This is a genomic window from Dactylosporangium sp. NPDC048998, assembly GCF_043197855.1.
Lineage (GTDB): Bacteria > Actinomycetota > Actinomycetes > Mycobacteriales > Micromonosporaceae > Dactylosporangium.
The window spans coordinates 178200-191208 of record NZ_JBICTV010000011.1 but is presented as its reverse complement, the minus strand read 5'-3'; the positions used below and the strand labels follow the sequence as shown (position 1 = coordinate 191208).

Sequence of the window (13009 nt, the reverse complement as noted above, 5' to 3'; positions counted from 1 at the left end):
AAGGGTGACGCCACCGCCGAGGGTGACGTGTCACCGAGACGATAGCCCACAACTACGGTGACATGTCACCCATTCCCGTAGACTTCATCCTGTGACGGAACCGGACTGGCTCGACGAGCGTGAGCAGCGGGCCTGGCGCGGGTACCTTGCGCTGAACACCGAGGTGCAACGGCGCGTGGCGCGGCAGCTACTGCGCGAGACCGGTCTGACGGGCGCCGAGTACGCGGTGCTGGTGAGCCTGTCCGAGGCGCCGGGCGGGCGGCTGCGCGTGTTCCAGCTGCGCCATGCGGCCGAGTGGGAGAAGACCCGGCTCACGCACCAGATCACGCGGATGGTGGCGCGCGGCCTGGTGGCGCGCGAGCCCTGCCCGGACGACCCGCGCGGCGCGTTCGTCGTGCTGACCGAGGCTGGCTGGGAAGCGGTGACGGCCGCGGCGCCCCGCCACGTCGCTCACGTACGGCACTGGTTCTTCGACGCTCTGAAACCGGAGCAGGTGGACGCGCTGATCGACATCTCGCGGTCGGTGCTGACTCGCCTGCCGGAGGCCGATCGGGCGATGGGGGAGCCGTGCTCGCAGTCGATCGCCGCCGAGGCGGAGGCGTGCGGCCCGGACCCGGCCGGCGCGATCGAGGCCTGCACCGCCCTGGGTGGCCTATCTGAAATGTCCGAAATCCCCGAACCGTGTCCACCCTGCGGCAATGACGACGGCGGCGACCGGTGAGGTCAGCACCTCGCGCATCGGGCGACATTCCGGAAATGTCCGAAACGGCGCCAAGATCGACAGCGAGCCAGTACGCCGACGTGCCATACCACGCAAACCAGGTGTGACGGCGGCCTCCCGTGGGTGGGCGTCATCGGCGGGTCAAGTACTGTTTTGAAGGGCTTCATCGAGTCATCTGTGTGAGGGAGACGGGCGTGCACGACGAGGGTCGGCAACTGGTGGTTGCCGTCGACGGGCCGTCCGGCTCCGGCAAGTCGACGATCTCCCGGCGGGTCGCCCAGGCGCTCAACGCCCGCTACCTGGACACCGGCGCGATGTATCGCGCCGTCACGTATGCCGTGCTGCGCGACAACGTCGACCTTGGCGACGCCGACAAGATCGCCGCGGTGGCCGAGGGCGTGCAGTTGACCATCGGGACGGACCCCGCGACGCCGCACATCAGCGTCGACGGGATCGCCGTCGACCGCGAGATCCGCGGGCCCGAGGTGACGCGGGCGGTGTCGGCGGTCTCGGCGGTGCCGGCCGTGCGCGCGCTGCTCGTCGCCCGCCAGCGGGAGATCATCGCCGAGGCGGAGCGGATCGTCGTCGAGGGGCGCGACATCGGCACGGTCGTGGCGCCGGACGCTGACCTCAAGGTCTACCTGACCGCCGACGCCGAGGAGCGCGCCCGCCGACGCAGCAGCGAAGACGCTACGAGCCAGGCCGCGACCGCCGCCGACCTCGCCCGCCGCGACCGCCTCGACTCGTCCCGCGCCGCCGACCCGCTGCGTCAGGCCGAGGACGCGGTCGTGCTCGACACCACCTCGCTCGGCATCGACGAGGTGGTCGAGCGGCTGCAACACATGCTCGACAAGGTGACGGCGTGAACCCGATGTCCGCGGACGTCTCGCGCGAGGCCGTCGACGCCGAGCCGGAGACCGAGCTGAGCCTGCCCATCGTCGCCGTCGTCGGCCGCCCCAACGTCGGCAAGTCCACCCTGGTCAACCGCGTGCTCGGGCGCCGGCAGGCGGTCGTCGAGGACGTCGCCGGGGTGACGCGCGACCGGATCGCGTACGACGCTGAATGGACCGGTCGGCAATTCACGATCGTCGACACCGGCGGCTGGCTGCCCGACGCCCGCGAGCGCGCGAAGGCCATCGCCACGCAGGCCGAGATCGCCGCCCAGACGGCCGACGTGGTACTCCTCGTCGTCGATGCCACGATCCCGCCGACCTCCGACGACGAGGCGGCCGTGCGCATGCTGCGCCGCAACGGCAGCAAGGTCATCCTGGTCGCGAACAAGGTCGACAATGACCGCATCGAGGGCGAGATCGCCAGCCTGTGGGGCCTGGGCCTGGGCGAACCCTTCCCGGTGTCGGCCCTGCACGGCCGCGGTGCGGGAGACCTCCTCGACAAGATTCTGGAAAACCTTCCAAAAGCCCGTCCCGTTGTACCGCGTGCGGCCGGCCCCCGCCGCATCGCCCTCGTCGGACGTCCGAACGTCGGCAAGTCCAGCCTGCTGAACAAGCTCGCGAAAGAGGAGCGGGCGGTCGTCGACTCGGTCGCCGGAACGACCGTCGACCCGGTCGACAGTCTCGTCGACTTCGGCGGCGAGACGTGGCACCTCGTCGACACCGCCGGCCTTCGCAAACGCGTTTCCCACGCCAGCGGCACCGAGTACTACGCATCGCTGCGCACCAATGCCGCGATCGAGGCCGCCGAGGTCGCGATCGTCCTGCTCGACGCGAGCGAGCCCATTTCCGAACAGGACCAGCGCATCATCTCGATGGTCATCGAGTCGGGCCGCGCGCTCGTCATCGCGTTCAACAAATGGGACCTCGTCGACGACGACCGCCGGTACCAGCTCGGCAAGGAAATCGACCGCGAACTGCGTCGCGTCCCGTGGGCGGTGCGCGTCAACGTCTCCGCGCTGACCGGCCGCGCCGTCGACAAGCTCGCCCCCGCGCTGCGTACGGCCCTGGCAAACTGGGAGCGCCGCGTGCCGACCGGCCAGCTCAACCAGTGGCTCACTGCGCTCGTGCAGGCAACCCCGCACCCGGTCCGCGGCGGCCGTGCCCCGCGCGTGCTGTTCGCCACCCAGGCCGGCGTTTCCCCGCCGAAGTTCGTGCTGTTCACCACGGGCGTCCTGGACCCGGGTTATGTCCGTTTCGTGGAGCGCCGCCTGCGCGAGGAGTTCGAGTTCACCGGCACCCCGATCCACATCACGGTCAAGCCGCGGAAAAAGAACAAGAAATAGCGGATTCCGTACGCGTTCGCCTCTCTGTCCGCCGGCTCGCTTCCGCGTTTCGCGGCCTGCGACACGCCCGTGTAACGGCCGGACCGTCAGTCCGCCAACGCGAAGATCTCGGCGTGCAGCTGGGTGCGCGGCACGCCCAGGCCGCGCAGCGTTTTCAGCACCGCGTTGGTCATTGCGGAGGGTCCGCAGACATACACGTCCCGTTGCCGGACGTCGGGCACCAGCGACAGGAGGTGATCGGCGCCGAGCGGTGTCGGCGTCGTATCCCTGGTGCGGCCCGTGACCAGGTGCAGCTCGGCGCCCTTCGCAGCGGCCAGCTCGCGTAGCTCGCCGAGCAGCGGGGCGTCGGCCTCGGAGCGGGCGCGGTACAACACGACGATCGAGCCGTCGAGATCCTCCAGCAGCGATCGGATCGGCGTGATGCCGACGCCGCCGGCGATCAGCAGCGTCGCCGGTTGCGTGCGGTGCAGGCCGGTGAACGCTCCGTACGGGCCCTCGACGAAGACGCGCGTGCCGACCCGGATTCGGCGCAGGCCGGCGCTGCCGGAGCCGACCGCCTTCGCGGTGAGCCGCAGGCTGCGGCCGTCGGGCGCCTTGGACAGGGAGAACGGGTTGACCTGCCACCAGCGGGTCGGGGTGAGGAACCGCCAGAGGAAGAACTGCCCGGCCAGCGCCGGCATCCGGTCGAGGTCGCGCCCGGTGACGTGCACGGACACCACGTCGTCGGTCTCGGGTACGACGGCCGAAACGCGCAGCCCGTGCCGGGCGTTGCGCCACAGCGGCAGCGCGACGCGGCCGAACACGAACGTGCCGATCGCGATCGTCCACAGCAGCACCCAGTAGACCTTCGCCCACGTGGCCGGCTGGGAGATGGGGTTCTCGACGGTCTGGTGCACGATCGCGAACCCCACCACCGCGTACGTGCCCAGGTGCAGCGCGTGCCACAGCTCATAGGGCAGGCGCCTGCGCGCGGCCCGTGTCGAGGCGAGCACGATGAGCAGCAGCAGTGTGCCGGCCACGAACCCGGCGACCGTGCCGAGCGAGCCCGCGAACTTCTCCACCAGGGTGCCGAAGGGCCAGTTGCGGATCCGGGCGTACGCCCAGGTCGCCAGCGTCGCGTGCACGGTGATCGTCCACGCCAGCGTGATCCCGACCCAGCGGTGCCAGGCGGTGAGCTGTCCCATGCCGAGCCGCCGGTCCAGCCAGGGCACCCGGGCCACGAGGACCAGCTGCAGCGCCAGGAGCACCGCGGCGTGCAGGCCGAGGAAGCGGCCCGCGGACAGCATCGGCTCCGGCGTGTCCGACGCCGTGAAGAACAGCACCTCGACGACGATGGCGTTGGCGATCGTGACGGCGAGTACCGCCGCCGTCGCTCGTCGTGGGCCGGTGCCCAGGAAGCCCGGCATCGGCCGGGTGCGCTGCGTAACGGTGGTCATGAGGCCTCGAATCGGTCGGACAGGGCGTACCGGAGCAGGACCACGTCATCCATCTGGCGGACCTCGGCCATGGTGGCGCGGTGGCCCGGATGCCACGGGAACCGGCCGTCGCCGACGAAGCGCGGCGCCCGCCCGTCACCCACGAAGAACGGCGCGATCACCAGCTGCAGCTCATCGACGAGGCCGGCCGTGAGGAACGTCGTGTGGATCGTGCTGCCGCCCTCGACCAGCAACCGCCGTACGCCGCGCGCCGCGAGATCCTCGAGGGCGAGGCCGAGGTCGACCGGCTCGCCGCCGTCAACGACGGTGGCGCGGCCGTCAAGCCGGGCGCGGTTGCGGCAGGCGGTCTTCGTCGCGCAGTACACGATCTTGTCGGTGTCACCGTCGGTGAAGAACCGTGACTCCGGGTCGACGTCGCCGTGCCCGACGATCGCGACCTTGGCCGGCAGTGGCGGCAGCCCGTTCTCTGCGCGCCGCTCCCGCCGCTCCTGGGCGCGCACCATCAGCCGCGGGTTGTCGCGGCGGATCGTGTTGGCGCCTACCAGGATCGCGTCGCACTCGGCGCGCATCGCATCGACGCGGTCGAGATCCTCGCTGTTGGACAGCACGAGCCGCTCGTCGGTGGCGTCGTCGAGGTAGCCGTCGAGCGACATCGCGCAGCTGAGCAGCACGTAGGGCCGTTCGCGCGGCGTCGTGAAGTCGCTGCTCGTAGGTGCCGTGCGTGTTTCGGTGTGAGCGCCGAACGTGGTCGCGCTGTCGCGGAGAGCAATCGTCGTTGGCGCGCGTTCGATGGTGGTCGCGCGTTCGTTCCGTGCCGGCGTCGCCGCGCCCTTGCCCAGCGGCGGCGCGGGCGTGGACTCACCGTGCCGCGGCACGGTTCGCCTTCGCCGCGAGGTAGCCCGCGTTGGCCGGGCTCAGGAACACACCGGTCGGCACCACGCTCGCCACGGTCACGCCGAGGCGGTCGAGCTGGTCGGCCTTGTCAGGGTTGTTGGTCAGCAGGGCGATCCGCGGCACGCCGAGCGCGTCGAGCATCTGCGCCGCCGCTGAGTAGTCGCGCTCATCCTCCGCGTGACCGAGGGCGATGTTCGCCTCATACGTGTCCAGGCCCGTGTCCTGCAGCGCGTACGCGTCGAGCTTCGAGTACAGGCCGATGCCGCGGCCCTCCTGGCGCAGGTACAGCAGGAACCCGCCCGCCTCCGCAATGCGCTCGATCGCCTCGCGCAGCTGGGGACCGCAGTCACAGCGCTGGCTGCCGAAAATGTCACCGGTCAGGCACTCGCTGTGCAGGCGGACCAGGGGAGCGGAGCCGCCGTCCGCGCTGCGACGCAGCGCGCCGGCCCAGTCACCCAGCCCGAACGCGACGTGCTCGCGCCCGTCGACCAGGCCGTTGAACGAGAACAGCCGGGCGGTGGTGCAGTACCCGTCGAGGAGCCGTAGCGGCACCGTCACCTGCGTGCGCATCGTTGCCCCGGGCAGAGTTTCGAACATCCTTCTCCTTCAGCTGGCCACGGCGCGTCGGCGGAACAGCAGGACCGCGACGCCGGGAAGGCTCGACACCAACACCAGTACCCCGTAGACGGTCGCCGTTGCGACTCCCTGCGCGGCGGTCAGCCCGGCGGCGCCGAACGCCCACGCGGCGACGCCCTCGCGCGGTCCGAACCCGCCGACGTTCGTGGGCAGGCCCATCGCCAGCAGGGCCAGGAGCGTCAGCGGCAGCAGTTGGGCGGCCGGGGCGGTCAGGCCGGCGGTACGCGCGGCGACCAGAAACGTCACGAGATGCCCACCGACGGCGACCGCCGAGAAGAACACGACGCCAGGCCAGATCCGCCGCGCCAGCAGCACCTCGCGTACATCGGCGCGCACGGTGCGTACCGCCCGGCGCCACGCCTGCGGCCCCCGCCGCCCGGCGACCAGCGCCAGCAGCGCGAAGACCAGCGCGACCACGGCCAGCGCGAGCGCGATGCGCGGCACATAAGGCCGTACCGGCGACGGCAGCGCCCACAGCAGCGCCACCGCGAGCGCGCACTGCACCACCTGCCCCGCGCTGCGCTCCCACACCACCGCGCGGATCCCCCGGCCGACGTCGCCGTGCTCCCGCCCGTGACCGACCGCACGGTCGACGTCACCCAGCACGCCCCCCGGCAGCGTAGAGTTGATCAGCACCGCGCGGTAACAGTCCGCGATGGCCGTGTGCAGGGGCAGTTGCAGGCCCAGCCCGCGCGCGACGAGCCGCCACCGCCAGGCGCACGCCACGATGGTCGCCGCCCCGACCCCGAGCGCCGCGAGCAGCGCCCAGGCATCGATCATCCGCAGCCCCGCGAGGAACGGCCCGCTGCCCAGCCGCCACAACAGCATCGCCAGCACGGCCAGCCCGCCAAGCGTCCGCAGCAGCCCCCAGGGGATTTTCGGCTTTCGTACGGCAACGCGCCGACCCCCGTGAGAACCCACACCGGGGTCGGGTTCAACGTCGGGATGGTGGTCCGCCTCGGACCGGCGGCGGTTCGCATCGAGTGAGCTCTGGGCGCGAGGAGCGACCGCCGCCGACGCGGGCGCATTCGTGTCCGGCATGGCCTGCGGGCGTGCGGGCACGTCGATGCGCTGCATGGCGGACTCCTTCAGGGGGATCTCTCATGGCATACGCCGTCCGCGCCGATCGGGTTCATATCCGGCCGCGCCGCGGCCCAGGGTGTCGGGAAAGCGTCGCCCTCGCCGCGCGCGGCGATTCGGTGCCCGAGAGTGTGGATGCCATTTCAGGCGGTGATGGACGCGCCCGGCCGGGCCTGGCCGGGCGAGAGTCGCCGGAGCGTGTTTGCGACCGTGCGCGCGGTCACCGTCCAGTCCGCCAGCGTCGCGCGGCGGGCCAGGGCGGCGTCGTGCAGGCGGCGCCGGAGGGTGGGGTCGGTCAGCCAGCGGCGCAGGGCGGCGGCGAGCGCGGCCGGGTCGTCCGGCGGGATCAACAGTCCCGGCACGGTGCCGTCCGGGGCGCGGCCGACGGCGTCCGGCAGGCCCTTCGCCGTCGTGGCCAGGACCGGGATGCCGCGAGCCAGGGCCTCGGCGGCGACCATGCCGTACGTTTCCCCGCGGGACGGGTGGACGAGCAGGTCCGCCGCTGAGTACAGAGCGTCGAGGTCCGCGCCCGTTCTCGGGCCGACCAGTCGCAGCCGGTCGCCGATCGTGACCGCGTCGATCCGTGCCGTCAGGGCACGTACGAAATCCGGGTCGCGGTCCAGTGCGCCCACGCAGACGCACGTCCAGGGCAGGTCGACGATCCGGGCCAGGGCCTCCACCAGCACGTCATGGCCCTTGTGGTGGCCGACCACCGCAACGCACAGCAGTGCCCCGCCTCCGCCGAGGTCGACGCCGTCAGGGTCGGACTCTGCGCCCCCGCTGCTGCCGGTGGCGGGCTGGGCCGGGGTGACACCGGGCGTGGCGACGTCGATACGTTCGGTGGGTAGGTCGTACAGCTCCGACAGGCGGCGGCGCGTCCACTCGCTGGTGGCGATGATCGCGGACGCGGCGCGTAGCGCCCGGTGCTCGGCCGGTCGCGCCGCCGGGGCGGTGTCGCCGAACGGCATGTGCACCAGCACGGCCAGCCGCAGCCGCGGTGCGTGGGCCGCCATGGTCTCCGGCGCGCACGACGCGACCAGGCCGTCGACCAGGGCAGACGCGCCCGATGGCAGGCTGGCTATGAGATCGTCGAGCGCGGCCAGGTCGCCGACGCCCGGCCGCGGCCAGGCGCCGTGCGCGGCGTGCTCCCGCACCGACCAGCCGAGCGCGGCGAGGCCGGTGCAGAGTTCGCGGTCGTACCGGTTGCCGCCACTCGGCGTCGCGGCGTCGTCGATGTCGTTCGGCAGGACCACGTGCAATTCGACGTCGCTCGGTCGCATCGCGTGCAGGTCGTGGCTCGGCCGCACCGTGTGCGATCCGTCGTTCGGTGGCGTCACCTGCGGTTCGTCCGCCATGACCCAGTGTGGTCGGGTCACAGAGGGCGCTCGTACGTCGCCCAGGCGACATGGGACTCGCGCAACGTCACCGAGATTCGCTCCAGGCCCGCGGCGCCGGGGCCCAGGGCACCCGCCTGCACGCGGGCGGCCAGGCGGTCGGCGACCACCGCGGCGAGCATCTCCGTCGACGTGTTCACGCCGGCGAAGTCGGGGTCGTCGTCCAGGTTGCGGTAGTTCAGCGCGGCCAGGACATCTTTCAACTCCTCCGACGCGCGGCCGATGTCGACCACCAGGTTGTCGGCATCCAACTTCGGGCGGAAGAAGGTCACGTCGACGACGTACGTCGCGCCGTGCAGGCGCTGAGCCGGGCCGAAGACTTCGCCGCGGAAGCTGTGAGCGATCATCATGTGGTCACGGACGGTGATGCTGTACACGCGGAGTGGCTCCTGTCTCGGGAAGGCTTACTCGTTGCCGTAGGTGATCAGGTGGCACAGGGCCGGCAGGGTGCCCGCAGTGAGGCGAGGGAGCACCGCCGGCAGGTCCTCGAACGGCGAGGAGCCGGTGATGAGCGCGTCGAACGCCGGGTCGCGCAGCAGACGCAGGGCCAGCGCCATCCGGTCGGCGTAGGTGCGGCTGGCGCGCCGGGCCGGTGACACGGTGCCCACCTGGCTGCTGCGGATCGTGAGCCGGCCGGAGTGGAACGCGCCGCCCAGGGCGAGGGAGACCGGGCGGTCGCCGTACCAGCTCAGCTCGAGAACCGTCCCCTCCGGGGCGAGCAGGTCCAGCGAGCGCTGCAGGCCCGCCTGGGTGGCGCTCGCGTGCACGACGAGGTCGCGGTCGGTCGACGCGGTGTCCGGGGTCGCGAACATCACGCCCAGTGCCTCGGCGGTCGCCTTCCGTGCCGGGTCGGTGTCGACGAGCTCCACCTCGACACCCGGGAAGCGGGCCAGCAGCGCGGCGACGCAGCAGCCGACCATGCCGGCGCCGACGACCGTGACGCGGTCGCCGATCAGCGGGGCGGCGTCCCACAGGGCGTTCACCGCGGTCTCGACCGTCCCGGCGAGTACGGCCCGCCGCGGGGGCACACCGTCGGGCAGTTCGACGACCGATTCGCGCGGTACCACATAGGCGGTCTGATGAGGGAAGAGGCAGAACACCGCGCGGCCGACCAGCGACGGCGGGCCGGCCTCGACGATGCCCACGTTGAGGTATCCGTACTTGACCGGATACGGAAAGTCGCCTTCCTGGAACGGTGCGCGCATGATCGCGTGCTGGTCCGGCGGGACCTTGCCGGAGAACACCAGCGTCTCAGTGCCGCGGCTCACGCCCGAGTACATGGTTCGGACCAGGACCTCGTCGCCGGTCGGCGGGCGCAGCGTGACCGAACGGATCTCACCGCGGGCCGGTGCGGCGGCCGCGCGGGAGCCGGCGATGGACGGGGCGCCAGCGGGGGAGCTGGTGGTCGCCGGGGCGGCGTCCGTGGGAGAGCCGGTGGTCGCCGGGGCGGCGTCCGTGGGAGAGCCGGTGGTCGCCGGGGCGGCGTCCGCGGGAGATTCGGTGGTCGCCGGGGCGGCGTCCGCGGGAGATTCGGCGGTCGCCGAGGCGGCGTCCGTGGGGAAGCCGGCGGTCGGGGGAACGCCCACGGTGGGACCGGTGGTCGTCGGTGAGGCGTCCGCGGGTGAGGCGGACGGGGGCGTGCCGCGGTCGTCGGGGGCGGTGATCCAGAACGCCCGGGCCTCGTGCATCTGACGCTCCTTCGTGGTTCTGCTCATCGGGGCGTACCCGTTCGTGCGCCCCTCGACCGGGTCGTTCGCAGCCGCCCCCGAATCCGGCGCCGCGTCCGGCGTGGTCCGGTGTGATCGAACCGTCGCGGCGCCGTGCGCGTATGCACTGTCGGGTCCATGGTCACGGAGCGCAGCCACGTATACGGAGCGACGATGCCGAGAGTTCGAACTGGTCCGGTCACTGGACTGATCTTCCATTTCGCCGTGCTGGCCGTCATTGCGACGAGTGTCGGGCTCGGTACGGCGGGTTGGCTGGTCGGTCTCGCCAGCGGGGTCGTCACGTTCGTGGCGCTGGGTCACGGGCTGCAACGCTCCGGAGCCGAGGTGTTCGGCGCGGCGAACTGGGTCACGCTGACCCGGGCTGGGCTCGTCGGCGGGGTGGCCGCGCTGACCGCCGACTCGTTCACGCGTCCCGCGCCCGTGACGGTGCTGTGCGCGCTGAGTGCGGTCGCGTTGGCGCTGGACGCGGTTGACGGGCATGTCGCGCGGCGTAGCGGCGGGGTAACGGCGCTGGGCGCGAAGTTCGACATGGAGACCGACGCCTGGCTGATCCTGGTGCTGAGCGTGTACGTGGCGCAGTCGGTCGGGCCTTGGGTGCTCGCCATCGGGGCGATGCGGTACGTGATCGGCGTCTCCACCTGGCTGGTGCCGTGGCTGCGCGGGCCCGTGCCGCCGCGATACTGGCGCAAGGTGGTCGCGGCGATGCAGGGCGTGACCCTCGCGGTGGCGGCCTCCGGGCTGCTCCCGCTCGAGGTGGCGACCGCCGCCGTGGCGATCTCGCTGCTGTTCCTCATGGAGTCGTTCGGCTCCGAGGTGTTGTGGCGCTGGCGGCGGCAGTCGCTCGCGGTGGCGGTATCGTCCTGATGGCCATATCGTCGCATTCCGTGAGCGCCGGTGGCGACAGCGCCGAGATCGGCGTGGACGTCGCCGCCCAGAGCGGCGTGGATGTTGCCGCCGAGGGCCGCCTGGATGTCGCGGCCCAAGGCGGCGTGGACGTTGCCGGCGAGAGCGGCGTGGATGTCGCCGCCCAGAGCGGCGTGGTTGTCGCCGCCCAGAGTGGGATGGATGTCGCCGCCCAGAGCGGCGTGGATGTTGCCGCCGAGAGCGAGGGCGGCGTCGATGGTGGGAACGATGCGAGCGCCGGCACCGAGAGTGATGCAGATGTCGCCGTCGTGAGTGGCAAGGGCGGTGCGGGGCGGGGCGCGGGTGCGGGACGCGGTGTCGGCAACGTTGTACGTGGCGTGTTCGCCTGGGTCGGGACGCTGCTCGGGACTGCCGTCGTGCTGTTCACGCTCGTCACTCCCGACAGCCTGACGCAGTTCAGTCCGGCGGCGTTCGTGCGCATCCCGATCGAAGGGCTGCTGCTCGTCGCGGTGTTCCTCGCCGTGCGCGGGCGGATGCGGACCGTCGTGCTCGCCGTTGCCGGGGTGGTGCTCGGCCTGCTCGTGGTCATCCGGCTGCTCAACCTCGGGTTCTACACCGCGCTGGGGCGGCCGTTCGATCCGGTGCTCGACTGGGTGCTGTTCCAGCCGGCGTTCGGGCTGGTCAGCTCGTCCGTCGGCCGCCCGGCCGCGATCGGGGTCGCGGTCGCGCTCGGGATCGTGGTGCTGTCGGTGCCGGTGGTCATGACGCTGACGCTGCGGCGGCTCGGGCGGCTTGCGCTGCGTCACCCCGTCGCCACGACCCGTGGCACAGCGGTGCTGGCGGCGGTGTGGGCCGTGTGCGCGGTACTGAACGTGCAGACCGCCCACGGCCTCCCCGTCGCCTCCGACAGCGCGACCGGAACCATCGGCGACCAGGTCTCGCTCGTGCGCCGGGACATCGACGACGGGAAGAAGTTCGGCAACCAGGCCGCCGTGGACGCGTTCCGTGACAAGCCGGGGTCGCAGCTGCTCACCGCGCTGCGCGGCAAGGACGTGCTGTTCACGTTCGTCGAGAGCTACGGACGGGATGCGGTACAGAACCCGCTGTTCGCGACGCAGGTCGGGGCCACCCTCGACGACGGTACGCGGCGGCTGGAGGCAACCGGGTTCGGCGCCCGTAGCGCGTTCCTCACCTCGCCGACGTTCGGTGGCGGCAGCTGGCTCGCCCACGACACGCTGCTGTCGGGACTGTGGGTGAACAATCAGCAGCGCAGTGACACCCTGCTGGCCGGCGACCGGTTCACGATCAACGCCGCGTTCCGCCGGGCCGGCTGGCGCGTCGCCGGGATGATGCCGGCGAACGACCGGGACTGGCCGGAGGGCAAGTTCTTCCAGTACCACGAGCTCTACGATTCCCGGAACATCGGCTACCGCGGGCCGAAGTTCAGCTACGTGCCGGTGCCCGACCAGTTCACACTCGCCGCATTCCAGCGGCTCGAGCGCGGGCCGGGGCACCAGCCGGTGATGGGGGAGATACCCCTCGTGTCCAGCCACGCGCCGTGGACGCCGATCCCGCAGATGGTCGGCTGGGACGAGGTCGGCGACGGCACCGTGTACAACTCGATGAGCACCGCCGGGGACCCGCCGGACGTCGCGTGGCGCACGTCGGAGAAGATCCGTACCGCGTACCGCAACGCGATCGTGTACTCACTCAGCAGCATCATCTCGTACATCGAGCGGTATGGGGACGACAACCTCGTCGTGGTGTTCCTGGGCGATCACCAACCGTCACCGGTCATCGTCGGCGACACGCTGAACCGGGACGTGCCGATCACGATCGTCGCCCATGACCCGAAGGTGCTCGACCGCATCTCGGGCTGGGGGTGGCAGAACGGGCTGCGGCCCGACGACAAGGCCCCGGTGTGGCGCATGGATGCGTTCCGTGACCGCTTCCTCACGGCCTATGCGTGACGGCTCGGTGTGAGGGGTCAGCACAGCGAAGGCGTGGCCGCGGCGAATAAC

At 71.7% G+C, this 13009-nt stretch carries 12 protein-coding genes; 5 read left to right on the top strand and 7 right to left on the bottom strand.

Features of this window, described 5'->3' with window-relative positions:
- The first annotated feature begins 91 nt into the window (after positions 1 to 91).
- The 3 genes from ACGFI8_RS25580 (at position 92) to der (ending at position 2957) form a co-directional block, all read left to right on the top strand.
- Positions 92 to 721, top strand: coding sequence for a MarR family winged helix-turn-helix transcriptional regulator (locus ACGFI8_RS25580; RefSeq protein ID WP_392808587.1), 630 nt, complete (start codon positions 92 to 94; stop codon positions 719 to 721).
- Positions 722 to 915: 194 nt separating this feature from the next.
- Entirely contained in the window at positions 916 to 1587 is a 672-nt protein-coding gene (gene cmk / locus ACGFI8_RS25575) for a (d)CMP kinase (protein WP_392808585.1), read from the top strand.
- A 5-nt stretch (positions 1588 to 1592) separates the two neighbouring features.
- Positions 1593 to 2957 (top strand): ribosome biogenesis GTPase Der, encoded by a 1365-nt coding sequence (gene der / locus ACGFI8_RS25570; RefSeq protein WP_392808669.1) that lies wholly within the window; start codon positions 1593 to 1595, stop codon positions 2955 to 2957.
- Between the two features lie 86 nt (positions 2958 to 3043).
- Here der and ACGFI8_RS25565 read toward each other — a convergent pair whose 3' ends face one another.
- The 7 genes from ACGFI8_RS25565 to ACGFI8_RS25535 all read right to left on the bottom strand — a co-directional run bounded on the left by ACGFI8_RS25565 (position 3044) and on the right by ACGFI8_RS25535 (position 9773).
- Positions 3044 to 4393 (bottom strand): ferric reductase-like transmembrane domain-containing protein, encoded by a 1350-nt coding sequence (locus tag ACGFI8_RS25565; RefSeq protein ID WP_392808583.1) that lies wholly within the window; start codon positions 4391 to 4393, stop codon positions 3044 to 3046.
- A complete protein-coding gene (locus tag ACGFI8_RS25560; RefSeq protein ID WP_392808668.1) occupies positions 4390 to 5064 on the bottom strand; it encodes a RibD family protein in 675 nt (224 codons plus the stop codon). Before ACGFI8_RS25560 ends, ACGFI8_RS25565 begins: the two co-directional genes overlap by 4 nt.
- A 187-nt stretch (positions 5065 to 5251) precedes the next feature.
- A complete protein-coding gene (ribA, locus tag ACGFI8_RS25555; protein ID WP_392808581.1) occupies positions 5252 to 5884 on the bottom strand; it encodes a GTP cyclohydrolase II in 633 nt (210 codons plus the stop codon).
- 9 nt (positions 5885 to 5893) lie between these two features.
- Positions 5894 to 7000 carry a YbhN family protein gene (locus ACGFI8_RS25550; protein WP_392808579.1) on the bottom strand — a complete coding sequence of 369 codons (1107 nt, stop codon included), beginning with the start codon at positions 6998 to 7000 and terminating at the stop codon, positions 5894 to 5896.
- A 146-nt stretch (positions 7001 to 7146) separates the two neighbouring features.
- Entirely contained in the window at positions 7147 to 8283 is a 1137-nt protein-coding gene (locus tag ACGFI8_RS25545) for a glycosyltransferase family 4 protein (protein WP_392808667.1), read from the bottom strand.
- A 92-nt stretch (positions 8284 to 8375) separates the two neighbouring features.
- Positions 8376 to 8774 (bottom strand): 6-pyruvoyl tetrahydropterin synthase family protein, encoded by a 399-nt coding sequence (locus ACGFI8_RS25540; RefSeq protein WP_392808578.1) that lies wholly within the window; start codon positions 8772 to 8774, stop codon positions 8376 to 8378.
- Positions 8775 to 8801: 27 nt separating this feature from the next.
- On the bottom strand, positions 8802 to 9773 hold the full coding sequence (locus tag ACGFI8_RS25535) for a zinc-binding alcohol dehydrogenase (protein WP_392808665.1): 972 nt from the start codon (positions 9771 to 9773) through the stop codon (positions 8802 to 8804).
- 555 nt (positions 9774 to 10328) lie between these two features.
- Here ACGFI8_RS25535 and ACGFI8_RS25530 point away from each other — a divergent pair.
- A complete protein-coding gene (locus ACGFI8_RS25530) occupies positions 10329 to 10988 on the top strand; it encodes a CDP-alcohol phosphatidyltransferase family protein (protein ID WP_392808576.1) in 660 nt (219 codons plus the stop codon).
- 20 nt (positions 10989 to 11008) lie between these two features.
- Complete coding sequence (locus ACGFI8_RS25525; RefSeq protein WP_392808575.1) at positions 11009 to 12958, top strand: sulfatase; 1950 nt, start codon at positions 11009 to 11011, stop codon at positions 12956 to 12958.
- Positions 12959 to 13009 lie beyond the last annotated feature (51 nt).